Origin of the sequence: Mesorhizobium amorphae CCNWGS0123, from assembly GCF_001686985.1 — a bacterium.
Lineage (GTDB): Bacteria > Pseudomonadota > Alphaproteobacteria > Rhizobiales > Rhizobiaceae > Mesorhizobium > Mesorhizobium amorphae.
This window is the reverse complement of the sequence record NZ_CP015318.1, coordinates 1,282,779-1,308,028: the sequence shown is the minus strand read 5'-3', so window position 1 is coordinate 1,308,028 and position 25,250 is coordinate 1,282,779. Positions and strand designations below refer to the sequence as shown.

General features: G+C 64.1%; 20 protein-coding genes. 12 read left to right on the top strand and 8 right to left on the bottom strand.

All coding sequences use genetic code 11. From position 1 onward, the window contains the following. Nucleotides 1–42: 42 nt before the first annotated feature. A complete protein-coding gene (gene gyrB / locus A6B35_RS06260) occupies nucleotides 43–2,514 on the top strand; it encodes a DNA topoisomerase (ATP-hydrolyzing) subunit B (protein WP_006202157.1) in 2,472 nt (823 codons plus the stop codon). A gap of 181 nt (nucleotides 2,515–2,695) precedes the next feature. Here gyrB and A6B35_RS06255 read toward each other — a convergent pair whose 3' ends face one another. Both A6B35_RS06255 and A6B35_RS06250 read right to left on the bottom strand, forming a co-directional pair. Beyond that, nucleotides 2,696–4,438, bottom strand: a complete 1,743-nt coding sequence (locus A6B35_RS06255) for a hydantoinase B/oxoprolinase family protein (protein ID WP_006202158.1) — start codon at nucleotides 4,436–4,438, stop codon at nucleotides 2,696–2,698. A gap of 1 nt (nucleotide 4,439) precedes the next feature. Continuing rightward, on the bottom strand, nucleotides 4,440–6,512 hold the full coding sequence (locus A6B35_RS06250; protein WP_006202159.1) for a hydantoinase/oxoprolinase family protein: 2,073 nt from the start codon (nucleotides 6,510–6,512) through the stop codon (nucleotides 4,440–4,442). Between the two features lie 210 nt (nucleotides 6,513–6,722). Here A6B35_RS06250 and A6B35_RS06245 point away from each other — a divergent pair, with 210 nt between their 5' ends. The 5 genes from A6B35_RS06245 (at nucleotide 6,723) to A6B35_RS06225 (ending at nucleotide 13,094) form a co-directional block, all read left to right on the top strand. Then, entirely contained in the window at nucleotides 6,723–7,550 is an 828-nt protein-coding gene (locus tag A6B35_RS06245) for a ferredoxin--NADP reductase (RefSeq protein WP_006202160.1), read from the top strand. Nucleotides 7,551–7,702: 152 nt separating this feature from the next. Continuing rightward, nucleotides 7,703–8,752, top strand: coding sequence for a deoxyribose-phosphate aldolase (gene deoC, locus A6B35_RS06240; protein ID WP_040582749.1), 1,050 nt, complete (start codon nucleotides 7,703–7,705; stop codon nucleotides 8,750–8,752). Between the two features lie 48 nt (nucleotides 8,753–8,800). Further along, the gene (locus A6B35_RS06235) at nucleotides 8,801–11,170 is read left to right on the top strand and encodes an aldehyde dehydrogenase family protein (RefSeq protein WP_006202162.1); all 2,370 of its coding nucleotides are present in this window, start codon (nucleotides 8,801–8,803) and stop codon (nucleotides 11,168–11,170) included. A 188-nt stretch (nucleotides 11,171–11,358) separates the two neighbouring features. Next, nucleotides 11,359–12,090, top strand: a complete 732-nt coding sequence (locus tag A6B35_RS06230; RefSeq protein WP_006202163.1) for an SDR family oxidoreductase — start codon at nucleotides 11,359–11,361, stop codon at nucleotides 12,088–12,090. A 158-nt stretch (nucleotides 12,091–12,248) separates the two neighbouring features. Next, entirely contained in the window at nucleotides 12,249–13,094 is an 846-nt protein-coding gene (locus tag A6B35_RS06225; protein WP_006202164.1) for a fumarylacetoacetate hydrolase family protein, read from the top strand. A 218-nt stretch (nucleotides 13,095–13,312) separates the two neighbouring features. Here A6B35_RS06225 and A6B35_RS06220 read toward each other — a convergent pair whose 3' ends face one another. From A6B35_RS06220 to A6B35_RS06195, 6 genes are all read right to left on the bottom strand, one after another. Then, nucleotides 13,313–14,311, bottom strand: coding sequence for an ABC transporter ATP-binding protein (locus A6B35_RS06220; protein ID WP_006202294.1), 999 nt, complete (start codon nucleotides 14,309–14,311; stop codon nucleotides 13,313–13,315). An 18-nt stretch (nucleotides 14,312–14,329) separates the two neighbouring features. Further along, entirely contained in the window at nucleotides 14,330–15,391 is a 1,062-nt protein-coding gene (locus A6B35_RS06215) for a Gfo/Idh/MocA family protein (protein ID WP_006202295.1), read from the bottom strand. Next, nucleotides 15,388–16,227: a carbohydrate ABC transporter permease gene (locus A6B35_RS06210; protein ID WP_006202296.1), complete on the bottom strand. Its 840-nt coding sequence runs from the start codon at nucleotides 16,225–16,227 to the stop codon at nucleotides 15,388–15,390. The genes A6B35_RS06215 and A6B35_RS06210 overlap by 4 nt, the downstream gene beginning before the upstream one ends. Before the next feature lie 10 nt (nucleotides 16,228–16,237). Continuing rightward, nucleotides 16,238–17,167, bottom strand: coding sequence for a carbohydrate ABC transporter permease (locus A6B35_RS06205; protein WP_006202297.1), 930 nt, complete (start codon nucleotides 17,165–17,167; stop codon nucleotides 16,238–16,240). A gap of 219 nt (nucleotides 17,168–17,386) precedes the next feature. After that, on the bottom strand, nucleotides 17,387–18,646 hold the full coding sequence (locus A6B35_RS06200; RefSeq protein WP_006202298.1) for an ABC transporter substrate-binding protein: 1,260 nt from the start codon (nucleotides 18,644–18,646) through the stop codon (nucleotides 17,387–17,389). A 2-nt stretch (nucleotides 18,647–18,648) separates the two neighbouring features. After that, the gene (locus A6B35_RS06195; RefSeq protein ID WP_006202299.1) at nucleotides 18,649–19,608 is read right to left on the bottom strand and encodes an N-acetylmuramic acid 6-phosphate etherase; all 960 of its coding nucleotides are present in this window, start codon (nucleotides 19,606–19,608) and stop codon (nucleotides 18,649–18,651) included. A gap of 199 nt (nucleotides 19,609–19,807) precedes the next feature. Here A6B35_RS06195 and A6B35_RS06190 point away from each other — a divergent pair, with 199 nt between their 5' ends. The 6 genes from A6B35_RS06190 (at nucleotide 19,808) to A6B35_RS06165 (ending at nucleotide 25,226) form a co-directional block, all read left to right on the top strand. Continuing rightward, complete coding sequence (locus tag A6B35_RS06190) at nucleotides 19,808–20,689, top strand: glucosamine kinase nucleotide-binding domain-containing protein (RefSeq protein WP_006202300.1); 882 nt, start codon at nucleotides 19,808–19,810, stop codon at nucleotides 20,687–20,689. Then, on the top strand, nucleotides 20,686–21,465 hold the full coding sequence (locus A6B35_RS06185; RefSeq protein ID WP_006202301.1) for a GntR family transcriptional regulator: 780 nt from the start codon (nucleotides 20,686–20,688) through the stop codon (nucleotides 21,463–21,465). Before A6B35_RS06190 ends, A6B35_RS06185 begins: the two co-directional genes overlap by 4 nt. Beyond that, nucleotides 21,462–22,499 (top strand): SIS domain-containing protein, encoded by a 1,038-nt coding sequence (locus A6B35_RS06180; protein ID WP_040582794.1) that lies wholly within the window; start codon nucleotides 21,462–21,464, stop codon nucleotides 22,497–22,499. Before A6B35_RS06185 ends, A6B35_RS06180 begins: the two co-directional genes overlap by 4 nt. After that, nucleotides 22,496–23,674, top strand: coding sequence for an N-acetylglucosamine-6-phosphate deacetylase (gene nagA / locus A6B35_RS06175; RefSeq protein WP_006202303.1), 1,179 nt, complete (start codon nucleotides 22,496–22,498; stop codon nucleotides 23,672–23,674). The genes A6B35_RS06180 and nagA overlap by 4 nt, the downstream gene beginning before the upstream one ends. A gap of 61 nt (nucleotides 23,675–23,735) precedes the next feature. After that, nucleotides 23,736–24,086, top strand: a complete 351-nt coding sequence (locus tag A6B35_RS06170; RefSeq protein ID WP_006202304.1) for a hypothetical protein — start codon at nucleotides 23,736–23,738, stop codon at nucleotides 24,084–24,086. Nucleotides 24,087–24,113: 27 nt separating this feature from the next. After that, nucleotides 24,114–25,226: an NAD(P)/FAD-dependent oxidoreductase gene (locus tag A6B35_RS06165; protein ID WP_006202305.1), complete on the top strand. Its 1,113-nt coding sequence runs from the start codon at nucleotides 24,114–24,116 to the stop codon at nucleotides 25,224–25,226. The last annotated feature ends 24 nt before the right edge of the window (nucleotides 25,227–25,250 follow it).

Genomic DNA, 25,250 nt, shown 5'->3' with positions numbered 1-25,250 from the left:
ATTTGCGGCACCGGGCCAGCGCCATCAATCAGACAGGTTTTCATGAGCGATCAGACTGAAAGCGCCAATGGCGCGGAAGCCGAATACGGCGCCGATTCCATCAAGGTTTTGAAGGGGTTGGACGCTGTCCGCAAGCGGCCGGGCATGTATATCGGCGACACCGATGACGGCTCGGGCCTGCATCACATGGTCTACGAGGTGGTCGACAACGCGATCGACGAGGCGCTGGCCGGCCATGCCGACCTCGTCACGGTGACGCTCAATCCCGATGGATCGGTCACTGTCATCGATAATGGCCGCGGCATTCCGACCGATATCCACACCGGCGAAGGCATTTCGGCGGCCGAAGTGATCATGACGCAGCTGCATGCCGGCGGCAAATTCGACCAGAACTCCTACAAGGTGTCGGGCGGCCTGCACGGCGTCGGCGTGTCGGTGGTCAACGCGCTGTCGGCCTGGCTGAAACTCAGGATCCGCCGCAACGGCCAGATCTTCGAGATGAGCTTCACCCATGGCGACGCCGACGCGCCGCTGAAGGTCACCGGCAGCTACGAGCAGAACAAGACCGCCGGCACCTATGAGGGACGCAGCGGCAGCGAGATCACCTTCTTCCCGTCCTCCGAAACCTTCACCATGGTCGAGTTCGACTATGGCACGCTGGAGCACCGGCTGCGCGAGCTGGCCTTCCTGAATTCCGGCGTGCGCATCGTGCTGACCGATGCCCGCCACGCAGACATCGTGCGCCACGAACTGCACTATGATGGCGGGCTCGAGGAGTTCGTCAAATATCTCGACCGCGTGAAGAAACCGCTGATCGACAAGCCGATCGCCATCAAGGCCGAGCGCGACGGCATCACCGTCGAGGTGGCGATGTGGTGGAACGACAGCTACCACGAGAACGTGCTGGCCTTCACCAACAACATCCCGCAACGCGACGGCGGCACGCACCTGGCCGGCTTCCGCGGTGCGCTGACGCGCCAGATCACCGGCTATGGCGAATCCTCCGGCCAGACCAAGAAGGAGAAGGTGTCGCTGATCGGCGACGACTGCCGCGAGGGCCTGACAGCGGTGCTGTCGGTCAAGGTTCCGGACCCGAAATTCTCCTCGCAGACCAAGGACAAGCTGGTCTCGTCCGAGGTCCGCCCGGTGGTAGAAGGGCTGGTCAACGAGGCACTCGGCACCTGGCTGGAAGAACACCCGACCGAAGGCAAGGTGGTGATCGAGAAGGTTATCCAGGCCGCCGCGGCGCGCGAAGCCGCGCGCAAGGCGCGCGACATCACCCGCAAGAGCTCGCTCGGCGTAACCTCGCTGCCCGGCAAGCTGGCCGACTGCCAGGAACGCGACCCGGCCAAGTCCGAAATCTTCATCGTCGAGGGTGACTCGGCCGGCGGCTCTGCCAAGGGCGGCCGTTCGCGTCAGAACCAGGCGATTCTTCCGTTGCGCGGCAAGATCCTCAATGTCGAGCGGGCGCGTTTCGACCGCATGCTCGGCTCCGACATGATCGGCACGCTGATCACCGCGCTCGGCACTTCGATCGGCAAGGACGAGTTCAACGCCGACAAATTGCGCTACCACAAGATCATCCTGATGACCGACGCCGACGTCGACGGCGCCCACATCCGCACCTTGCTGCTCACCTTCTTCTTCCGGCAGATGCCGGAATTGATCGAGCGCGGCCATCTCTACATCGCCCAGCCGCCGCTCTACAAAGTGACGCGCGGCAAGAGTTCGCAATACATCAAGGACGAAGGCGCGTTCGAGGAATTCCTGATCGGCTCGGGGCTTGAGGAAGCGTCGCTTTCGCTCGGTTCCGGCGAGGTGCGGGCCGGACAGGATCTGCGCAGCGCCATCGACGACGCGCTGGCTGTGCGGCAGCTGATCAACGGGCTGCACACGCGCTACAACCGCGGTGTGGTCGAGCAGGCGGCGATCGCCGGCGCGCTGAACCCGGATGTGCTTGGCGATCTTGGCCGCGCCAACGCCATGGCCGACCGTGTCGCCAAGCGTCTCGACATCATCGCCGAGGACACCGAGCGCGGCTGGACCGGGCGCATGTCGACCTCGAACGAAGGCGTCGGCGGCTATGTGTTCGAGCGCACGGTGCGCAGCGTCAAGGAATTCGCGCAGCTGGATCTCGGGCTGATCAATTCGGCCGACGCCCGCCAGCTCGACCGCTATGCGCCGCGCCTGACCGAAGTCTACGGCACACCGCCCGTGCTGCGCCGCAAGGATGTCTCCGAGACCATTTCGGGACCGCTGGCGCTGCTCAATGCGGTGTTCGCGACCGGCCGCAAGGGCCTGACCATGCAGCGCTACAAGGGCCTTGGCGAGATGAACGCCGAACAGCTCTGGGAAACCACGCTCGACCCGAATGTGCGCTCGTTGCTGCAGGTCAAGGTCAATGACGCCACCGATGCGGACTCGCTGTTCTCGCGGCTGATGGGCGACGAGGTGGAGCCGAGGCGCGAGTTCATCCAGGACAATGCGCTGTCGGTTGCCAATCTGGATATTTAAAGCCGGCTTAGATTCACGCCTTGATGGAGTCGTTTCGTTTCGTCAGGGCGTGAATGAGGCAATTCCAGGAAAAGTCTGAAACGGTTTTCCCGGGAAAAGCGCGCGTAGCGCCTTCCTTTGGGAATTGCGTAAAAACAAAGAGATAGAGCGGTTCGGCGTTACTGTGAAACGATGACCCGCTCTAGCCGGCGCGCCGCTTCTCGGTTGCTACCCGATCTACGGTCAGCCCGTCCGCCGCCAAGGTGACGCCGAACTTATCACTGGCCTCCTTGGGCGTGTAGTAACCGAGCGCCACGTCTCTCAGCACCAGATTTGCCTCGCGTTCGAGCGGATTGCCATAGCCGCCACCGCCCGGTGTGCCGACGCGGACGCGGTCGCCGGCCTTGAGCGCGATGTCCTGTTCTTTGGAGAGGTGCGGCGGCACATGTTCCTCGCCGCCGCGGAACACCGTCACCGTGTTGGGCGCGCCGTCCTTGCCGCCCAGCGCGCCTTGCGGACCGAAGCGGCCGTGGTCCATGACGAAGGAGGCGCGGGCGTCGCCGCGCAGGATCTCCACCTCATAGGCGAGCCCGAAACCGCCGCGCTGCTTGCCGGCGCCGCCCGAGCCTTCGCGCAAGGCATAGTGGCGATAGAGCACCGGAAAAGCCTGCTCCATGATCTCGACGGGCGGCGATTTGGAAATGCCTATCGTCGAGCAGCCATTGGTCAGGCCGTCATGGCCGGCATTGCCGCCATAGCCGCCGCCGGAGATCTGGTACATGACGTAGTCGCGGCCGCGCACCGGGTCGTTGCCGCCGAGCGCGAAATTGCCGCTGGAGCCGGCGGGAGCCGCCGTCACCTTGTCGGGCAGCGCCTGCACCATGGCCGCGAACACCGCCTCGGCGATGCGCTGAGACACTTCGGCGGCGCAGCCCGACACCGGGCGCGGATATCGGGCGTCGAGGAAGGTGCCCTCCGGCCGCTTGACGATAAGGGGTTCGAAGGCGCCGGCGCTGATCGGCACATCCGGGAAGATGTGGCGCATGGCGAGATAGATCGACGACAAGGTCGTCGCCAACACACTGTTCATCGGCCCGGCGCAAGGTCTTGATGAGCCGGCAAAGTCGAAGGTCAGCGTGTCGCCCTGCTTCTCGACGGCGAGCGCGATGGTCAGCGGCTCGTTCACTACTCCGTCGGAATCGACGAAGGCTTCTGAACGGTAGGTGCCGTCGGATATGGCGGCGATGTTGGCGCGCATCTGCTCAGCGGCACGGCGGCGGAGTTCGGCGATCGCCTCGACGACAGTTTCGTCACCGTAACGATCCAGGATTCCATTAAGGCGGTCCTGACCGATCAGCAGTGCCGCAGCCTGCGCCCTTATATCGCCGATGCGCTGGTCGGCGACCCTGATGTTCGAGCAGATGATGGCGTAGATTTCTGCGTCGAGTACGCCCTTCTTGAACAGCTTGACCGGCGGCAGCCGCAGCCCTTCCTGCTCGACCGCTGTCGCCGAGGCCGAGAAACCGCCCGGCACCGAGCCGCCAATGTCGGGCCAGTGGCCGGTGTTGGACAGCCAGCAGAAGATTTCGCCATCCCGGTAGACCGGCATGGCGAAGCGGACGTCCATCAGGTGGGTGCCGCCGAGATAGGGATCGTTGACGATGTAGATGTCGCCGGGCTCCGGCGGCAGGCAACGGCCGTCGGCGATCATCTCGATCACCGTCTTGGTCGAATACTGCATAACCCCGACGAACACCGGCAGGCCCTGGCTGCCTTGCGCGATCAGCGACCCGTCGAGCGCCGAATAGATGCCGTCGGAGCGGTCGTTGGCCTCGGCGATGACCGGCGAGAAGGCGGCGCGCGAGAAGGTCAAATCCATCTCGTCGCAGACCTGCTGCAGGGCCGCCTGGAGTACCGAAAGCGTGATGGTGTCGAGCTTTGCCATCTCAGGCCTCGCCGATATCGATGATGATGTTGCCGTCGGCGTCCGAACGCGCCCGGTCGCCGGGTTCGAGCACGGTGGTGGCGTCCATCTGCTCGAGGATCGCCGGGCCTTCTATCACCGCATCGAGCGGCAGTTTTTCGCGTGCGTAGACAGGCGTGTCATGCCATGCGCCAGTATACCAGACCGGCCGGATTTCGCGTCGTGCCTCGTCGAGCGTTTTTGCGCGCCCAGCCGGGTCGATCAGGCGGGAAAGATCGATTGCTGCCCTGACACCGGTCACCGAAGTGTTGAGATTGACAAGATTGGCGCGGATCTCCGGCAGCTCGACCTTGAAGCGAGAGAAATAGGCCTTTTCGAACAGAAGCTGCAGCATTTCACGTGTGACGGAAGAGGACGGCACCGGCACGTTGATGATGTGGGTCTGGCCGACGAACTGCATGTCGGCCGAATGGGTGACGCGGATCGTCTCCGGCTTCACCGCTTCCTTGCCGATCAGTTCCTCGCCCTCGTTCCGGTGCCGTTCCAATAACTCGTGAAGCAAGGCTTCATCGAGCAGCGCCACCGGCTGGTTGACCGTGTTGACGAAGTCATGCCTAAGGTCGGCAACGACGCAGCCGAGCGCATTGGTGATGCCCGGCCGCGCTGGCACCAGCACCTTGGGCAGGCCAAGCTCGCGTGCCAGCGCCGTCGCGTGCAGCGGCCCGGCGCCGCCGAAGGCGAACAGCGCGAAATCGCGCGGGTCGTGGCCGCGCGACACCGAGACCATGCGGATGGCACCGGCCATCTTCATATTGCCGAGATGCAGCACCGCGCCGGCCGCTTCGACACCCGACAGGCCGGTGGACTTGCCGATCCTGTCCTCGAATATGCCGGCGACGCGCTCGACGGTGACAGGGTTTTCGACCGCCAGCAATTTCTTCGGCGCCAGCCGCCCGAGCACCAGATTGGCGTCGGTGATGGTCGGCTCATTGCCGCCGCGCCCGTAACAGATCGGGCCGGGATTGGCGCCCGCACTTTCCGGTCCGATCTGGATCAGGCCTGCGGCATCGACGCGGGCGATCGAGCCGCCGCCGGCGCCGACAGTGTGTACGGCCACCATCGGCACATGGATCGGCATCGCATATTCGATCTCGATCTCGTTCGACACGGCCGGTTCTGCGTTGCGGATCAGCGCCACGTCGGTCGAGGTGCCGCCCATGTCATAGGTGACGAGGTTTTTGAAGCCGGCACGTTTTCCGGTATAGGCGGCGGCGATGACGCCGGAGGCCGGTCCCGACATGACGGTCTTTGCCGATTCACGGGTGACGAAGCGGGCCGAGATCATGCCGCCATTGCCGTTCATGATCAAAAAATCGCGGGCGTAGCCTTTTGCCGCGAGTTCCTTGCGCAGGCGCTCGACATAGCGCTCGAGGATCGGCTGCACCGAGGCGTTGACCGAAGCCGTCACGCCGCGTTCGAACTCGCGCGCTTCCGACAGCAGCGCGTGGCCCGTGGTGATGTAGCCGTTCGGCCAAAGTTCGGCGGCGATCTCGGCGGCGCGGCGTTCATGCGCGGGATTGGCATAGGAATGCAGGAAATGGATGACGAGGGATTCGCAGCCGGCGTCGATCAGCTGTGAGACAGCCGTGCGCATCTCGGCTTCGTCGAGCGGAACGCGGACCGCGCCAGAGGCCTCGACCCGCTCCGACACTTCGAGCCTGAGATTACGCGGAATGACCGGCACGAACGTTCCTGTCATGCCATAGGGCTGCGGCCGCGTGCGGCGGCCCAGCTCGATCACGTCGCGAAAGCCGCGCGTGGTGATCATGCCGGTTTTGGCCAACCGGCGCTCCAGCACGGCGTTGGTGGTGGTGGTGGTGCCGTGCACGATGAGGTCGATGCCGTCGATGGGAAATCCGGTGGCGCCAAGCGCTGAAACCACGCCGAAGGCCTGGTTGTCGACTGTGGTCGGGGTCTTGGCGATATGCACCCGGCCACCGTCCTTGCCGTCGATCAGAAGCAGGTCGGTAAAGGTTCCGCCAACATCGATGCCGGCGACGACATTGCCCGGCAACGCCGAAAAATTCTCTTTCATTGTCGAAACCCGAAATGCGCGGACTACGGATATGTCTCAGTTTGGAAAGGTGTTTTACGCTGGTCTCTTGACGCAAATATCATTTGTATACTAATAAATTCGGGACACAAGAGCTTACCGCTTCGCAGTGTGCAAAGGGCACGCCGAAACCTGACTGGTTCGGGCGCGCACGAGAGAGTTTGGCGCCGGCGTCCTGGAAGGTTAGGTTTGATGAACACCACATCCGCGTTCAACACCGCTGGCGCACGGCCGCTGCCGTTTCCTATACCGGCCAATGTCTATGCCGAAACGGTCGTCTCGGTGAAGCATTACACCGACCGCCTGTTCTCGTTCCGCATCACCCGGCCGCAGTCGCTGCGCTTCCGCTCCGGCGAGTTCGTCATGATCGGCCTGCCCAATGCCGAGAAGCCGGTGTACCGCGCCTATTCGGTCGCCAGCCCGTCCTGGGACGACGAACTCGAATTCTTCTCGATCAAGGTGCCGGACGGCCCGCTGACCTCCGAGCTACAGAAGATCGAGGTCGGCGACACCGTCATCATGCGCCAGAAGTCGACCGGCACGCTGGTGCTCGACGCGCTGACCCCGGCCAAGCGCCTGTTCATGATCTCGACCGGCACCGGCATCGCGCCCTTCGCCAGCCTGCTGCGCGATCCCGACACCTACGAAAAATTCGACCAGGTCATCCTGACCCACACCTGCCGCGACAATGCCGAGCTCACCTACGGCCAGGAACTGGTGGCAGCACTCGAGAACGACCCGTTGATTGGCGAACTGACCGGCGGCCGCGTCACCCTCTACAATTCGACGACGCGCGAAGAGTCTGATCGCATGGGCCGCATCACCGCGCTGATCGGCTCGGGTAAGTTCTATAGCGACCTTGGCATCGACAAGCTCAATCCCGAGACCGACCGCATCATGATCTGCGGCTCGATGCACATGCTGAAGGACGTCAAGGAACTCGCCGAAAGCCTGGGCTTCGAGGAAGGCTCGCTGAGCCATCCCGCGACCTTCGTTGTCGAGCGCGCCTTCGTGGGTTGAGCAGACCCCTTCGTTCCAAAATCAAATTTTGACCGTACGGTCAAAAGCCTGCTGCTTTCGTGGCCTTTTTCCGCTATGAGCCATTGAAAGACTCGTGAAGTACGACTTCGCGGGCTATCTTCGGCGCACGCCGCTGAATGAAAGGGCAGGAGATGAGCAGCACAATCCGCGAGGCCGGTGCCGGCACGTCCAAGGTCACGCCGCTGCCGCCGCGTGCCGCCGCCAACACGCCCGTATTGCCGGACCACGCCATTGCCCGCAATCCCGGCATGCGGCTCGATCTCGGCTTCATGGAATCCGTGCGCAGCGTCAACCGCTCGGCGTTGGAGCGGCGCGTCGCCAACCTGACCAAGCGGCGCTCGATCAAGGCCGACAACCAGGCCGCCTGGCTGCTGCGCGCCGTCGCCTGCATGGACCTGACGACACTAAATTCCAACGACACAGAGGAGCGCGTGCGCCGGCTCTGCGCCAAGGCGATCAACCCGTTCCGCCGCGACATCGTCGAAGGCCTGGGCATAGCGGGCGAGACCATCCGCCCGGCGGCGGTCTGCGTCTATCATCCCTTCGTCGCCACCGCCGTCGATGCGGTGCGTGGCACCGGCATCCATGTCGCCGCCGTCTCGACCGCGTTTCCGCACGGTCTCGCGCCGCTGTCGACGCGCCTGCAGGAGATCGAGGCTTCGGTCCGCGACGGCGCCGACGAGATCGACGTTGTCATCCCGCGCGGTCTGGTCTTCGGGGCGAAATGGCAGGAGCTCTACAACGAGATCGTTTCGATGCGCGAAGCCTGCGGCGATGCGCATCTCAAGGTCATTCTCGGCACCGGCGACCTCGCCACGCTGCGCAACGTCATGCTGGCCTCGATGGTGGCGATGATGGCGGGCGCGGATTTCATCAAGACCTCGACCGGCAAGGAAAGCGTCAACGCGACGCTGCCCGTCGGCCTCGCCATGGTGCGCGCCATCCGCGCCTATTTCGGGGAAACCGGCTATCTCATCGGCTTCAAGCCGGCCGGCGGCATATCCACCGCCAAGGTGTCGCTCGACTGGCTGGTGCTGATGAAGGAAGAGCTCGGCCGGCCATGGCTGGAACCCGACCTGTTTCGCTTCGGCGCGTCGAGCCTGCTGACCGACATTGAGCGCCAGCTCGAACACCATCTGACCGGCCATTACTCGGCCAACCATCGCCACGCGATGGCTTGAGGCGCTACACCGCCCCGCACAAAACCTCCTCCCAGCGGAGACGCCCAAATGAACATTCTCGAACGCTATCACGCCATGGATTACGGCCCGGCGCCGGAGGCCCGCAATGAGGCGGATGCGTGGCTAGCCGCGCGCGATTTCGGCAAGGCGTTGTTCATCGGCGAGTGGAAAGCAGCGGCAAGCGGCAAGACCTTCGACACCAGCGACCCCGCATCCGGCAAGCTGCTGGCCAAGGTGTCCGATGCGGGTGCTGCCGATATTGATGCGGCCGTATCGGCCGCCGCCAAGGCACTGCCAAAATGGAGCGCTTCCTCCGGCTACAGCCGAGCCAAAGTGCTCTACGCGATCGGCCGCGCCATGCAGCGCCATCAGCGCCTGTTCGCGGTGCTGGAATCGATCGACAATGGCAAGCCGATCCGCGAGAGCCGCGACATCGACGTGCCGTTGGCGATCCGCCATTTCATCCACCATGCCGGCTGGGCGCAGGCGCTGGACAAGGATTTTCCTGGTCACAAGGGCGTCGGCGTCGTCGGCCAGATCATCCCGTGGAATTTTCCGCTGCTGATGCTGGCCTGGAAGATCGCGCCGGCGCTCGCCGCCGGCTGCACGGTGGTGCTGAAGCCGGCCGAGTTCACGCCGCTGACCGCCATCCTGTTCGCCGAAATCTGCGAACGCGCCGGCGTGCCGAAAGGTGTCGTCAACATCGTCCAGGGCGGACCGGAGGCTGGTGCGGCCATCGTCAACCATCCGGGCATCCAGAAAATCGCCTTCACCGGCTCGTCCGAGGTCGGCAAGATCATCAGGAAGGCCACCGCCGGATCAGGAAAGAAACTGTCGCTGGAGCTTGGCGGCAAGTCGGCCTTCGTCGTCTTCGAGGACGCCGATCTCGACAGCGCCGTCGAGGGTCTGGTCGACGGCATCTGGTTCAACCAGGGCCAGGTCTGCTGCGCCGGCTCGCGGCTCCTGGTGCAGGAAGGCGTCGCCGATGCCTTGATCGCCAAGGTCAAGACCAGAATGGGCCGGCTGCGCGTCGGCAGCCCGCTCGACAAGAACACCGATATCGGCCCGCTCGTCGACTTGACCCAGCTCGAACGCGTCAAGGGACTGGTCGCCGAAGGGGCAAAGCAGGGCGCCGCCTGCTGGCAGCCGGACGCGGCATTGCCGTCCTCCGGCTATTACCATCTGCCGACGCTCGCGACTGGTGTTTCGCCGGCTAATATCCTGGCGCAGGAGGAGGTGTTCGGCCCGGTGCTGGCCACCATGACCTTCCGCAACACCGAGGAAGCGATCGAGCTCGCCAACAACACCCGCTATGGTCTCGCAGCCTCGGTGTGGAGCGAGAACGTCAACCTCGCCTTGCATGTCGCGCCGCAGCTGAAGGCCGGCGTCGTCTGGGTCAACGGCACCAACATGTTCGATGCCGCCTGCGGCTTCGGCGGCTACCGCGAAAGCGGCTTTGGCCGCGAAGGCGGGCGCGAAGGGATGTTCGAGTACCTGACGGCAAAACTGCCGCTCGGCCCGCTGATCAAGCCAGCGACGTCTTCTGCTCAACCTGTCGAGCAATCGGACGGCGACGCGATCGACCGCACGGCAAAGCTGTTCATCGGCGGCAAGCAGGTCAGGCCGGACGGCAATTATTCGCTCGGCATTGCCACTGCCAAGGGCAAGCTTGCCGGCGAGGTCGGTCTCGGCAACCGCAAGGATATTCGCGACGCCGTCTCGGCTGCCCGCGGTGCCAAGGGCTGGCCGGAAGCGACCGCCTACAACCGTGCCCAAGTGCTCTATTACCTGGCCGAAAACCTGTCCGGACGTGCCGATGAATTCGCTGCGCGTCTTATCCAACTCACAGGTGTGGCGACAAAAGCCGCGCGCGATGAGGTGGAGCAGTCGATCGAACGGCTGTTCCTCTATGCCGGGCTTGCCGACAAGTTCGAGGGCCGGGTGCACCAGCCGCCTGCCCGCGCTGTGACTTTGGCGCTGCACGAACCGGTCGGTGTCGTCGGCATCGTCGCGGCCGACGCGGCACCCCTGCTCGGCCTGATCTCACTGGTTGCTCCGGCGCTCGCCATGGGCAATACGGTGGTGGCGGTGCCTTCGGAAAAATATCCGCTGCTGGCCACCGATCTCTATCAGGTCATCGAATATTCCGACGTTCCGGCCGGCGCCATCAACATCGTCACCGGCCGCAGCGCCGAGCTTGCCGGTGTGCTGGCCAAGCATGACGATGTCGACGGGCTCTGGGTGTTCGCCGATGCCGAGACCTGTGCGAAGGCCGAAGCCGACTCGATCGGCAACCTCAAGCGCGTCTGGACCGGCAATGGACGCAGCCTCGACTGGGCTTCGAGCGAAGCCGCGGGGGACGCCTTCCTTCGCCGGGCCGTCGAGGTCAAGAACGTCTGGGTGCCTTACGGCGACTGACGGTCCCCCGAGCGTCCAGCAGCGACGTTCGGGCTTGACGGGTCATTGGATGTTCTTTAACGAGAAAAAACAATTGGCCTGCAGGTAAGTACCCGCACAGGCGGCACGATAGTGCCTGCCTGGCACATTGCAGCTTGGCCGAATGCCCCTAGAAATCCGGGTGGCGATAGACAGTCGAGGAGAACAGCATGGCGGATCTGGCGGGCAAGGTGGTTGTCGTCACTGCAGCGGCGCAAGGCATCGGCCGGGCAAGTGCGCTGGCCTTCGCAAAGGCGGGTGCGGTGGTGCACGCCACCGACATCAACGATGTGCTGCTGGCCGAGCTCGGCAAGACAAGCGGGATCAACACCCGCAAGCTCGATGTGCTGAACGACGAGGCGGTGAAATCGGGCTTCGCCGAGATCGGCCCTGTCGATGTGCTGTTCAATTGCGCCGGCTTCGTCCATTCCGGTTCGATCCTCGAAATGGCGGATGCCGATCTCGACTTCGCCTTCAACCTCAATGTGCGCGCGATGATCCGCACCATCCGCGCCGTGCTGCCGGGAATGCTGGAGCGTGGCGGCGGATCGATCGTCAACATGTCTTCGGTCGCCGGCGCCGGCAAAGGCGTACCTAACCGCTTCGCCTATGGCGTCACCAAGGCTGCGGTAATCGGCCTGACCAAGGCGATCGCCGCCGACTATGTCGGCAAGGGCATACGCTGCAACGCCATCTGCCCCGGCACCGTCGAAAGCCCGTCGCTACAGGACCGTATGCATGCGCAGGGCGACTATGAGGCAGCCCGTGCCGCCTTCATCGCCCGCCAGCCGATGGGCCGTCTTGGCACACCGGAGGAAATTGCCGATCTCGCCGTCTATCTCGCCGGCGCTACCTATACGTCGGGGCAGGCCTACAATATCGACGGTGGCTGGTCGATCTGACAGTCTGAAAAACCTGGTCCCCAAGCATCTGGGGCGGCTTCCGCGCTTGCCCCGAGACAGATCCATTCGGTACGTTCCGCCCGGTTTCTGAAAACCATATCGTCGCCTCGGCGGAAAGTTTGCAAAAGGCCTCGGGCCGCAATCAGGAGAAAGACTGCATGAAACTGCTGCGCTATGGCGAGGTGGGGAGCGAACGTCCCGGCCTGCTCGATGCGGATGGGACGATCCGCGACCTCTCCGCTTATGTCGCCGATATCGCCGGCACGGTGCTGCATCCGGCCTCGCTGGACATGCTGTCGAAGCTCGACCCGAAATCACTGCCGGCGGTTTCCGGTAGCCCACGCATCGGCGCCTGCGTCGCCGGCACCGGCAAATTCATCTGTATCGGGCTGAACTATTCCGACCACGCCGCCGAGACCGGCGCCACCGTGCCGCCGGAGCCGATCATCTTCATGAAGGCAAGCTCGGCCATCGTTGGACCCGACGACGATGTGCTGATCCCGCGCGGCTCGGTCAAAACCGACTGGGAAGTCGAGCTCGGCGTCGTCATCGGCAAGGCCGCCAAATATGTCAGCGAGGCCGAGGCGCTGGACTATGTTGCCGGCTATTGCGTCTCGCACGACGTGTCCGAGCGCGCCTTCCAGGCCGAGCGGCAGGGCCAATGGACCAAGGGCAAGTCCTGCGACACGTTCGGTCCGATCGGCCCCTGGCTGGTCACCAAGGACGAAGTGGCCGACCCGCAGAACATCAAGATGTGGCTGACGGTCAACGGCAAGACGATGCAGAATGGCTCAACCAAGACCATGGTCTACGGCGTCGCCTATCTGGTCTCCTACCTCAGCCAGTTCATGTCGCTGCATCCCGGCGACATCATCTCAACCGGCACGCCGCCCGGCGTTGGCCTCGGCATGAAGCCGCCGGTGTTTTTGAAGGCGGGTGATGTGGTTGAGCTCGGTATCGAAGGGCTGGGGCAGCAGAAGCAGACGTTCAAGGCAGACGCGTAGCGGCAGCTCTACCTTCTCCCCTTGTGGGAGAAGGTGGCCTCGCGAAGCGAGGTCGGATGAGGGGTGTTGGAAGGATCGCGGCTTTGCAGAAGTAAGCGCCTAGAATCCTTCGATCTTTTCACGCCTCACTCCGCTGGAACACCCCTCATCCGTCTCGGCGCTGCGCGCCGATCCACCTTCTCCCACAAGGGGAGAAGGTAACAAGCGTTGACGCCAGCCTACTTCAGCACCTTCCCATCGGCCCCAAACCGATAGGTCTTCGCCGGGTCCGGCGTCGCGTAAAGCGTGGCACCCGGTTCGGCATTGTAGACGCCGAAGATGCGCACCGTGATCAGCCCGGCCTTTTCGCAGTCGAGATAGAGATTGGTGTCGGCGCCGAGATGCTCGGCATGCACCACCGTGCCTTTCCAGGCGCCGGAGTTCAGATCGACGGTCAGATGCTCGGGTCGCACACCGATGGTCTTTGCCGTCTCGCCGAGACGGGCGCCGTCGATGAAATTCATCTTCGGCGAGCCGATGAAGCCGGCGACGAATTCATTTGCCGGCGAATTGTAGAGCTCCATCGGGCCGCCGATTTGCTCGATCCTGCCGGCATTCAGCACGACGATCTTGTCCGCCAGCGTCATTGCTTCGACCTGGTCGTGTGTGACGTAGATCATCGTCGCCTTCAGCCGGCGATGCAGTTGCGCGATTTCCAGCCGGGTGTTGACGCGCAGCGCGGCGTCGAGGTTGGACAAGGGCTCGTCGAAGAGAAACAGCTTGGGCTCACGCACCACGGCGCGGCCGATGGCGACGCGCTGGCGCTGGCCGCCGGAGAGTTCGGCCGGCCGCCTTTCGAGATAGGGCTCCAGCGACAGCATTGAGGAGGCAATGCCGATGCGGCGGTCGATCTCGGCCGCCGGCGTGCTGGCCTGCTTCAGCCCTAGACCCATATTGTTCTTCACCGTCAGATGCGGGTAGAGCGCATAGGTCTGAAACACCATGGCGATGCCGCGCTTGGCCGGGGGTGTGACGGATACGTCCTCGCCGTCGATCACGACACGGCCCGAGGTCGAATCCTCCAGCCCGGCGATGACCCTGAGCAGGGTCGACTTGCCGCAGCCGGACGGGCCGACGAAGACGACGAACTCGCCGTCCGTCACTTCGAGGTTGATGCCCTTCAGCACCTCGACCGGCCCGAAAGCCTTCTTCACATTCTCGATCTTCAGCGAGCCCACAATATTGGTTCCTAGCTTTTAGAGTTTGACGGCGGCGCCGCTGCGCACGCTCTCGTCGGCGGCAAGGCAGACGGCCAGCGACTTGACCGCGTCGTCCATATGCCTGTTGAGATCGAGATCCTCGCGGATCGCTCTGAGCACAAAGGCCTGTTCGAGGTCGCACAGGTCCTGGTGGCCCGGCTCGCCTTCCATCGACAGCACCTCGTCGGGCCTGGCGAACCTGCCGTCCGGCCCGGTCGCGGCACTGTGCAGGCGGATGGTCGAGGTCTTGGTGTGGGTATCGATATCGTCGGATTTGACACCCTCCTTCATGACGATCGACACGCAGCCGTTCGGCGAGATCACGTCCTTCACGAAGAAGGCGGTCTCCGAGATCATCGGACCCCAGCCGGCCTCGTACCAGCCGACCGAGCCGTCATCGAACAGCACCTGCAGATGGCCGTAGTTGTACATCGAGGGTGCCACCTCTTCGGTCAGCCGCACCCCCATGCCGCGCACCTCGACCGGCCTGGCGTCGGTGATCTGCAGCATCACGTCGAGATAATGCACGCCGCAATCGACGATCGGCGACGTCGTCTGCATCAGCTGCTTGTGCGTGCCCCAGGTATGGCCCGAGGACTGCTGGTTGAGGTTCATGCGGAAAACGTAGGGGCCGCCGAGCTTGCGTGCCTCGGCGATCAGCCTGATCCAGGACGGGTGATGGCGCAGGATATAGCCGATCACCAGCTTTTTGCCGTTGGCCTTGGCCGCGGCGACGACGCGTTCCGCATCGGCGACCGTTGTTGCCAGCGGCTTTTCGACGAAGACGTGGCAACCGGCCTCGAACGCCTTCACCGCATAGTCGGCATGGCTGTCCGAATAGGTGGCGATGCAGGCGACATCGGGCTTTTCGTCGCGCAGCGCCTCGTCGAATGAGCGCCTTATGCCGTAGCCGGAAAGTCCATCCGGCAAAGGCACGTCGGAGCGATTGACCAGAGCCGCGATCTCGAAGCCCGGATTGTTGTGGTAGGCGAGCGCATGGCTGCGGCCCATATTGCCGAGGCCGGCAACGACAACGCGAAGGGGTTTTTGCGAACTCACTTGACGGCTCCAGACGTGATGCCGCGGATTAGCTGCCGCGAGAAGATGACGTAGAGGATCAGCACCGGCATGATCGCCAGCGACAGGGCTGCCAGGATCGCGTTCCAGTTGGTGACGAACTGGCCGAGGAAGAGTTGCGCGCCAAGCGTCACCGTCTTGGTCTCTTCCGACGGCGCCAGGATCAGCGGAAACCACAGATCGTTCCAGATCGGGATCATGGTGAAGACGGCGACCGTCGCCATCGACGGCCTGACCAGCGGCAGCACCAGGCGGAAGAAGATCGTGTATTCGGACAGTCCGTCGATGCGTCCGGCATTCTTCAAATCGTCGGACACCTGCTTCATGAATTCCGACAGGATGAAGACGGCCAGCGGCAGACCTTGCGCGGTGTAGACCAGGATCAGCGCCGTCAGCGTGTTGACCAGCCCACTCGCCACCATCAATTGCAGGATGGCGACGGTGCCGAGGCGGATCGGGATCATGATGCCGAGCGCCAGATAAAGCCCCATCAGCGTGTTGCCGCGAAAGCGGTATTCCGACAATGCGAAGGCGGCCATGGCGCCGAACAGAAGCACGAAGAACAGCGAAGCGACGGTGACGACGAGGCTGTTCTGGAAATAGTGGATGAAGTCGCCCTGGCCGATCACCGTGGTGTAGCCGATCAGGTCGAACGTCTTCGGCGTCGGCGGCGTCAGCGGCGCGCCGAAGATGCCCGCGCGGGATTTAAACGAATTCATGATGACCAGGATCACCGGAAACAGCGCGATCGCCGTATAGGTCAGCAGGATCGCGTGGGCGCCGATGGTGCGGGGAAGGGAACGGGTTGCGATGCTCATTTCTCGCTCCTCAGAATTGATAGCGACGCAGCCGCGTCTGCACGAGGAACAGGTAGACGCAGACACCGCCGAGGATGATCAGGAACATCATGGTGGCGATCGCCGCGCCCATGTTGGGATCGCCGACCTGCAGCTGGAAGCCGAAGAAGGCGCGGTAGAGGAAGGTGCCTAGGATATCGGTCGAATAGTTCGGACCAGCAAGTGCGCCTTGCGCGGTGTAAATCAGGTCGAAGGCGTTGAAATTGCCGACGAAGGTCAGGATCGAGATGATGCCGATCGACGGCAGGATCAGCGGCAGCTTGATCTTCCAGAACTGCGACATGCCCGTGATGCCGTCGCATTCGGCGGCCTCGAGCACCTCGTCGGGAATGGACAGCAGGGCGGCATAGATCAGCATCATCGGGATGCCGACGAACTGCCACACCGAGATCAGGCTGAGCGCGGTGAGTGCGTATTCTTCCTTGCCGAGCCACGGCGTGAACAGGCTTTTCAACCCGACGAGATCGAGCATATGCGGTGCCACGCCCCATAGCGGCGACAGGATCAGCTTCCAGGCGAAGCCGACGATGACGAAGGACAGGATGGTCGGCACGAAGATCGCCGTGCGGTAGAAGGCGGAGAACCTGAGCCTGGGGCTGGAGAGCAGTGCTGCCAGCAGGACGCCGATCGGGTTCTGCACCAGCATGTGGATGATGAAGAACCAGACGTTGTTGCGCAGCGCGTTCCAGAAATTGACCGACCAGTTGGGGTCTCCAAACAGGGTGCGGAAGTTCTGCAACCCGACGAAGACCTGATGCTGCTCGATGTTGCGGAACAGCGACAGCTGCAGCGTGCCGGCCAGCGGCAGGATCATGATCGCCGTGTAGACCAGCACCGCCGGCGCCAGGAAGATGCCGATGTGCCAGCGGAACGGTCGTTTGGGTCGTGTTTCTGCGGCCATGAGTTCGGTCCCCGCCGTCTCTCGGTTCCAGGTGATGCGATGCTAGAAGATGCCTCGATGCACGGCCCGCATCCAAGAATGGAGGCCTGCGACACGTCAGCTTCGCCTTCCCCGCAAAGCGAGGGTAAGGCCGAGAGGCAGGGCCGACAATCGCAATCTCAAATCAGGCTATTCGAATGCCGGCCGGGCATGTGCCCGGCCGGTCCGTTGCCTGAGCTCTTACTTCGCCGGCTTGTACCAGCTGTCGAGGCCGTCCTGCAGCTTCTTGGCCGCAGCTTCGGGCGTATCGGTGCCGTTGATGACGTTGGCCGATTCCACCCAGGTTTCGTTTTCGAGGTTCGGCGTGCCGCGCGACAGGATCTGGTAGGTCGAGCGGATCGTCGACTTGCACTTGCCGCGCCAGGAGACGAATTCCTGCGCCAGCGGGTCTTCCATCTTCACCGGCGTGTTGTTCAGGCTGAAGAAGCCCGGCAGCGCGTTGGCGTAGATGGTGGCGAAGTCCGGCGAGGCGACCCAGGACAGGAAGGTCTTGGCCGCATCGGCATTCTTCGAGGCCGCATTCAGACCCATGCCGATGTCGGTGTGGTCGGAGATGTAGCAGGTGTCACCGGCCTTCTGCACCGGCGGCGGGAAGGCGCCCATCTTGAACTGCGCCTGGGTGTTGAACAGGCCGATCTCCCACGAGCCGGCCGGGTAGATGGCGGCGCGGCCGAGCGTGAACAGGTTCTGGCTGTCCGGATAGGTCTGCGCCTCGAAGCCGTCGCCGAGGTAAGGCTTCCACTTGGCCAGTTCCTTGTACGGCTCGACCCAGTCAGCGTCGGTCAGCTTCTGCTCGCCCTTGATGAGAGCTGCGCGGCCTTCCTCGCCCTTCCAGTAGTTCGGGCCGATGTTCTGGTAGCCCATGGTCGCGGCCTCCCAGAGGTCCTTGGTACCCATCGCCATCGGGATGTAGGTGCCGTCGGCCTTGATCTTGTCGAGCGCGGCGTAGAACTCCTCATTCGTCGTCGGGATCTTGATGCCGAGCTTGTCGAAGGCGTCCTTGTTGTAGATGAAGCCGTGGATGACCGAGGCCATCGGCACGCAGAAGCTCGCCTTGCCGTCGTCGGTCTGCCAGGCGGCCTTGGCGACGTCGGAGAAGTTCTCCATGCCGGGCAGCGACGAGAGGTCGGCGAGGTTGCCCTTCTTGTAGAGTTCAAGCGACTTGTCGAACGGGCGGCAGGTGATCAGGTCGCCCGCCGAGCCGGCGGCGAGCTTGGCGCCCAGCGCGGCGTCATACTCGGTCGGCGCCGATGGCGCGAACACCACCTTGATGCCGGGGTTCTTGGCTTCGAAAGCCGGGATCAGCTTGTCCTTCCAGATGGTGAGGTCGTCGCCGCGCCAGCTTTCGATGTTGAGGGTTACGTCGTCGGCATAGGCAACCCCGGCGGTGCCGAGAATGCTGGTGCCTAGAAGAAGGGCCGTCAGTAGTTTCGTTGTCATGCTCAGTCTCCCTGTTGACCTTTTTCAGGTTCGGTTTTGATGAGAACAGAGGCTTGCGGCCCCTTGCTCCCCTCGATCGCGGAAAGCGCCGGCCGCAGTTTCCGGCCGGTCCTTTCCAGTATCTTCTCGGCCGCATCGGCGCTGGCGGCGCCGGCGGCGAGCAGAATGGCTGTCTTGACGACGCCGCCGCTCTTTTCGAGCAGCCGCGCCGCATCGTCCCTGCCGCGCCCGCTGATGGCGCCGACGATGCGTGCCGCGCGGTCGCGCAGCTTGATGTTGTCGGCGGTGAGATTGACCATGTAGCCGTCATGGACATGGCCGAGATGGATGGCGGTGAGCGTCGACAGCATGTTGAGCGCGATCTTCTGCGCGGTGCCGGCGCCCATGCGGGTCGAGCCGGCAATCAGCTCCGGCGGTGTCTCCAGCAGAATGGCGACATCCGCAAGCTTGAGCAGCGGCGTGTCCTTGTTGTTGGCGATGGCGACGGTCGCGGCACCGCGGCTGCGTGCATCCTCCAGCGCCCTGACCGCATAGGGCGTCGAGCCGCTGGCCGAGATGGCGATCAGGCAGTCGCCCTCACTGAGGCCGGCACCAGCGACGGCCGCCGAGGCTTCCTCTGTGTCGTCCTCCGGCCCGCCGGCCAGTGTCTTGAAGGCTTCGTCGCCACCGGCGATCAGGATGGCGATCCGATCGCGGGCAATGCCGAATGTGCCTGGCAGTTCCAGGGCATCGGCCAATGCCATCAGGCCCGAGCTGCCGGCAGCCGCATAGGCAAGCTTGCCGCCGCCTGCCAGGCGGCCGGCGATGATCTCGGCGGCATTGGCGATGGCGGGAATGGCACCGCGCACGGCCCTGGCGGCCTCGATCTGTGCCTCGGCCAAGAAGGAAAGGATGGCGTCCGGGGCCTGGATGTCCAGTCCCTTGGCATTCTGGTGATGCGCTTCTGTGCGCTTCTCGGCCATCCAATTCCCTCCAACTCGCAAAACAATACCAAAAAAATACCACTTGTCCACACGCATTAACGAAATCACGGCTGCAAAATCCACTCGCCGGCAAATTACCTGGGCTTTTCAATAAAATACGCCTTAATCTTTTTGAAACCGAAATTAACTCTTGGCTATTGGTATTTTATTGGTATTATTCGGCCGGAGGAGAAATCGCGTGAATTTCGTGCTTGGCATCGATGGCGGCGGCACCAGCTGCAGGGCAGCCCTAGCGACGGCGGACGGCACGGTCGTCGGCCGTGCCAAGAGCGGCGCCGCCAACATCCGCACCGACCTCACCGGCGCCCGGAGCAACATCGTCGAGGCGGCACGGCAGGCCTTCATTGCTGCCGGACGGGATCCGGAACTGATCCCGAAGACGCCGGCCATTCTAGGCCTCGCCGGCGCCAATGTCGGTACCTACAGGCAGCAGCTCGAAGCGATCCTGCCGTTCAGCCAAAGCCGCGTCGAGACCGATGCCGAGATCGCGCTGGAGGGGGCGGTCGGCTCCGGCGATGGCGCCATGGCCATCCTTGGCACCGGGACAGCCTATATGGCGCGCAAGAACGGCACGTCGCGCGCCATCGGCGGTTGGGGTTTCCAGGTCGGCGACCAGGGCAGTGGCGCGCGCATCGGCCGCGACCTGCTCGAACAGACGCTGCTCGCCTATGACGGCATTCGCCCGGCCTCGCCCTTGACGGACGCCATGCTCGCCGTTTTCCGCAACAATCCCGAGGACGTGGTCGAGTTCACCACCAACGCCAAGCCCGGCGATTTCGGCGGCTTCGCGCCCAAGGTCTTCGATCACGCCGCCGCGGGCGACAATGTCGCCAACTGGATTCTCGACAAGGCGATCGCCGATGTCGAGGCCTCGCTCGGCGCGCTCGATCTCTCGGGCGGCGCGCCGCTCTGCCTGCTCGGCGGGCTGGCGCCGCTCTACGCGCCGCGCCTGTCGGCGCGCTACCAGGCGCTGCTCAAGCCGCCGCTCGACGATGCGCTGGGTGGCGCGGTGCAGATGGCGGTGCGCATCTTCGCCAATGCCGCGGAGACGGCCGGATGAACGCCGCCGACCAGATCTTCGCCATGCTGAAGGAGTCGTCGCAAAGCGGCGCCCCGCTCTATCTGCAGCTCAGGAAGAGCATCGAGGACGCGGTCAATCGCGGCCTGATCGGACCCGGCGACGCGCTGCCGTCCGAGCGCGACATCGCCAGCAAGGCCGACATTTCGCGCGTCACCGTGCGCAAGGCGGTGCAGGATCTGGTCAAGGGCGGCATTCTCGTCCAGCGCCATGGTTCCGGCACTTTCGTGGCACCGCGCATGGAGCGCGTCGAGCAGTCGCTGTCGCGGCTGACCTCGTTCACCGAGGACATGGCGCGGCGCGGCATGGCGGTGCGTTCGGCCTGGCTCGATCGTGGCCTCTATGCGCCCTCACCCGACGAGATGATGGTGCTCGGCCTGTCGTCCAGCGAACTTGTGGCGCGCGTGGCGCGCCTGCGCATTGCCAACGACACGCCGCTGGCAATCGAGCGCGCCTCGCTGTCGGCCAGCGTGCTGCCCGACCCGGAGGCAATCGGCTCGTCGCTCTATGCGGCGCTGGAAACATCCGGTAACCGGCCAGTGCGGGCGGTGCAGCGCATTTCGGCCGCCAATCTCGGCGACAGCGACGCGCGTCTGCTCGAAGTGCCGCCAGGCATTGCCGGGCTGCACATCGAACGTATTTCCTATCTGGCGAGCGGCAAGGTGATCGAATTCACCCGCTCCATCTACAGGGGCGACGCCTATGATTTCGTCGCCGAACTCCGGCTGAGCGGGCCGGGCGAAGAGGGCCGGCCATGAGCACAACATCAACCACCCATATGCGGCGCGAGATTGAGGAGATCCCGCAGGCCACCGCCCGCCTGCTCGACGGCTCGGCGGCGGTGCTGACCGAGGCCGGGCGCGGCATCCGCGAGCGCGATCCGAATTTCGTCGTCACCGTCGCGCGCGGCTCGTCCGACCATGCCGCCACCTTCATGAAGTATGCCGTCGAACTGACCGCCGGCCTTGCGGTCGCTTCCGTGGGACCGTCGATCGCCTCCATCTATGGCGCCAAGCTCAGGCTTGCCGGCTCGGCCTGCCTGGCGATCTCGCAGTCGGGCAAGAGCCCCGACATCGTCGCCATGGCGCAGGCGGCACGGGCCGGCGGTTCGCTGACCGTCGCCATCACCAACACCGCCGATTCGCCGCTGGCGCGCGCCTCGGACTATGCGATCGATATCCTTGCCGGACCCGAGCGCAGCGTCGCAGCGACCAAGACCTTCGTCAATTCGGCGGTGGCCGGGCTGGCGCTGATGGCGCATAGCACCGGCGACGACAAGCTGCTCGCCGCTCTCTCCCGCTTGCCGGAGCATTTCCGCAAGGCGATCGCCTGCGACTGGATGACCGCGCTGGCCGAGACGATCGAGAAGCAGAAGTCGCTGTTCATCCTCGGCCGCGGCCCGTCCGCGGCGATGGCCAACGAGGCGGCGCTGAAATTCAAGGAGACCTGCGGCATGCATGCCGAGGCCTACAGCGCCGCCGAAGTCATGCATGGCCCGCTGGCACTGGTCGGACCGGGCTTCCCGGTGCTGGCGCTCGCCACCCGCGATGCCTCGGAGCCTTCGGTGGCCGAGGCCGCCGATAGCCTGGCGGGCAAGGGGGCACCGGTGTTCGTCACCTCGGCGCTTGCCAATCGCGCCACGCGCCTGCCGCATGTCGCCACCGGCCATCCCCTGACCGATCCGCTGGCGCTGATCGTGTCATTCTACATGTTCGTCGAGGCCTTTGCTCGTCATCGTGGCCTCGATCCGGACACGCCGCGCAATCTGCGCAAAGTGACGGAAACCGTATGAGCGACCGTTTTGCCCTGACTGGCGCCCGCATCTTCGACGGCACCGACTGGCACGACAATGCCGCCCTCGTCGTGCAGGGCGGTCTGGTCGAGGCCATCGTCGCGACCAGCGCCATCCCGTCCGGAGTTGCCCGTGTCGAGACTGGCGGCGGGCTGCTCGCGCCGGGCTTCGTCGATTTGCAGGTCAATGGCGGCGGCGGTGTCATGCTCAACGACCACCCCGATGTCGCCTCGATCGAGACCATCTGCCGCGCGCATGCGCCTTTCGGCACGACAGCCCTGTTGCCGACTTTGATCACCGACACGCCCCCCATCACCGAGGCGGCGGTTGCCGCAGGAACCGAAGCCGCGCGACAGAAGGTGCCGGGCTTTCTCGGCCTGCATCTCGAAGGTCCGCATCTGTCTGTTGCCCGCAAGGGTGCGCATGACCCGGCGCTGATCCGGCCGATGACCGACGCGGATCAGGCAAGGCTGATCGCTGCGCGCAAAGGACTTCCCGTCCTGCTGACGACGATCGCGCCTGAATCCGTCGAGCCTGAGCGCGTCACCGCGCTGGCCAAGGCCGGCATCGTCGTCAGCCTCGGCCACTCCGACACCGGCTACGGCACGGCGAGCGCCTTCGCCGCTGCCGGCGCGACGGTGGTCACCCATCTGTTCAACGCCATGAGCCAGATCGGCAATCGTGAGCCGGGGTTGGCGGGTGCGGCCATCGACGCCGGCACATTGTTTGCCGGGATCATCGCCGACGGCATCCATGTCGATCCCGCCACCATGGCGATCGCGCTGCGCGCCAAGCAGGGGCCGGGCAAGATCGTACTGGTCACCGACGCCATGGCGACGATCGGCACCGACATGACGTCGTTCACGCTGAACGGCCGCACCATCTACCGCAAGGACGGCAGCCTGCGGCTGGCCGACGGAACGCTGGCGGGGGCCGATCTCGACATGATCTCGGCTGTCCGATACGTCCACCGCGTCGTCGGGCTGGAGCTGTCGGAGGCGTTGCGCATGGCCTCGCTCTATCCGGCGCAGGCGATCGGCCAGTCGCATCGGCTCGGCCGTTTCGCCAACGGCACCGCGGCCGATATCGTCGCCTTGTCGGACGATCTGAACGTCAAGGGCGTCTGGATCGACGGCGCCAGGGTTTTTGCAGCCGGCGCCGGGACTTTGCGCTAGGGTCAAAAGCTCGAGCGGTTGGTTGCTGCCAATGGCTTTTGTTCCAGGTGGAGCCCGGCAGATGGCTTTGGTGCAGAATTGGATCTGGGTCAGCAACTGGAACCCACTGATCGACGAAATCAGTCACATGGCTGGCGAGGACCTTGACGTCGGATTGCGCAGGATTCTGGAAGACGATCTCAAGGAAAGCGACACAGATGCATCGCCGCCGCGATGGGCATCGTGCCTATTCGATGGTTCCCATCCGATTGCTGCCTGGTTCGGAATTGATCAGGGAACAGACATCTTGCATGTCCGAATCGAGGTGCCGGACAACCTTTCCGTTCGCGTCCAGACAATGCTTGACCTGATGAGGTCATACAAGCTTGTGGCGTCCGTCTCATCGTGCGCTGGGTTCGAACCCGGTCATTGAGAGTGACTGATCCCGGGGGGCGAGCTCATGCATGATTTCGATTGCGTTGTTGCCGGGGCGGGTGTCGTCGGCCTCAGCGTCGCCCGCGCGCTCGCCTTGTCCGGCCGCGAGGTGCTGGTGGTCGAGAAGGCGGCAGACATCGGCACCGGGACCAGTTCGCGCAATTCCGAAGTCATCCATGCCGGCATCTACTATGCGCCGGGAAGCCTGAAGGCCCGGCTCTGCGTCGAAGGACGCGAAAGGCTCTATGCCTATTGCCGCGAGCGCAGCATCGGCCATTCCCGCACCGGCAAGCTGATCGTTGCCGTCGAAGCGGCGCAGTTCGACAGGCTGCAGACGATCCGGGCCAATGCGCAACGCAGCGGGGCTGCCGATCTCGAATTGCTGACGCCCCAGGAGGCGGAAAGCCTCGAGCCTCATCTGACCTGCGCCGGCGCGTTGCTGTCGCCCTCGACCGGCATCGTCGACAGCCACGCGCTGATGCTGTCCCTGCGCGGCGACGCTGAAGCCGCCGGCGCATCCTTCGCTTTCCTGACCACGGTTGCCGCGGCGGTCACTGGCGTCGATGGGGTGCAAATACGCACACTCGACGCCAGCGGTGAACCGTTCGAATTGAAGGCCGGCGCCTTCGTCAACGCGGCAGGTCTGGACGCGCAAGCCTTGGCCGGACGGATCGAGGGTTTCCCGCAAGACCTCATCCCTCGTCGCTGGCTGGCGCGCGGCAACTATTTTGCGCTTTCGGGCCGGTCGCCCTTCTCGCGGCTGATCTATCCGGTTCCGGTCGATGGCGGGCTTGGCGTCCATCTGACGCTCGATCTCGGCGGCAGCGCGCGCTTTGGGCCCGATGTCGAATGGATCGACCATGTCGACTATACGGTCGATCCGAGCCGAGCCGATTCATTCTACGGTGAAATCAGACGTTACTGGCCGGGCCTTGCGGATGACGCCCTGCTGCCGGCCTATGCCGGCGTCAGGCCGAAACTGTCCGGCCCGGGCCAGCCGGCGGCCGATTTCCTGATCCAGGGCCCGGCTGACCATGGCGCCGGCAGGATCGTCAATTTGTTCGGCATCGAGAGCCCCGGCCTGACCGCGAGCCTCGCCATTGCCGAGCATGTTTTCGGGCTGTTGTATCCGAACTGATCTCGCGCAGGCTGCGATGTCCGG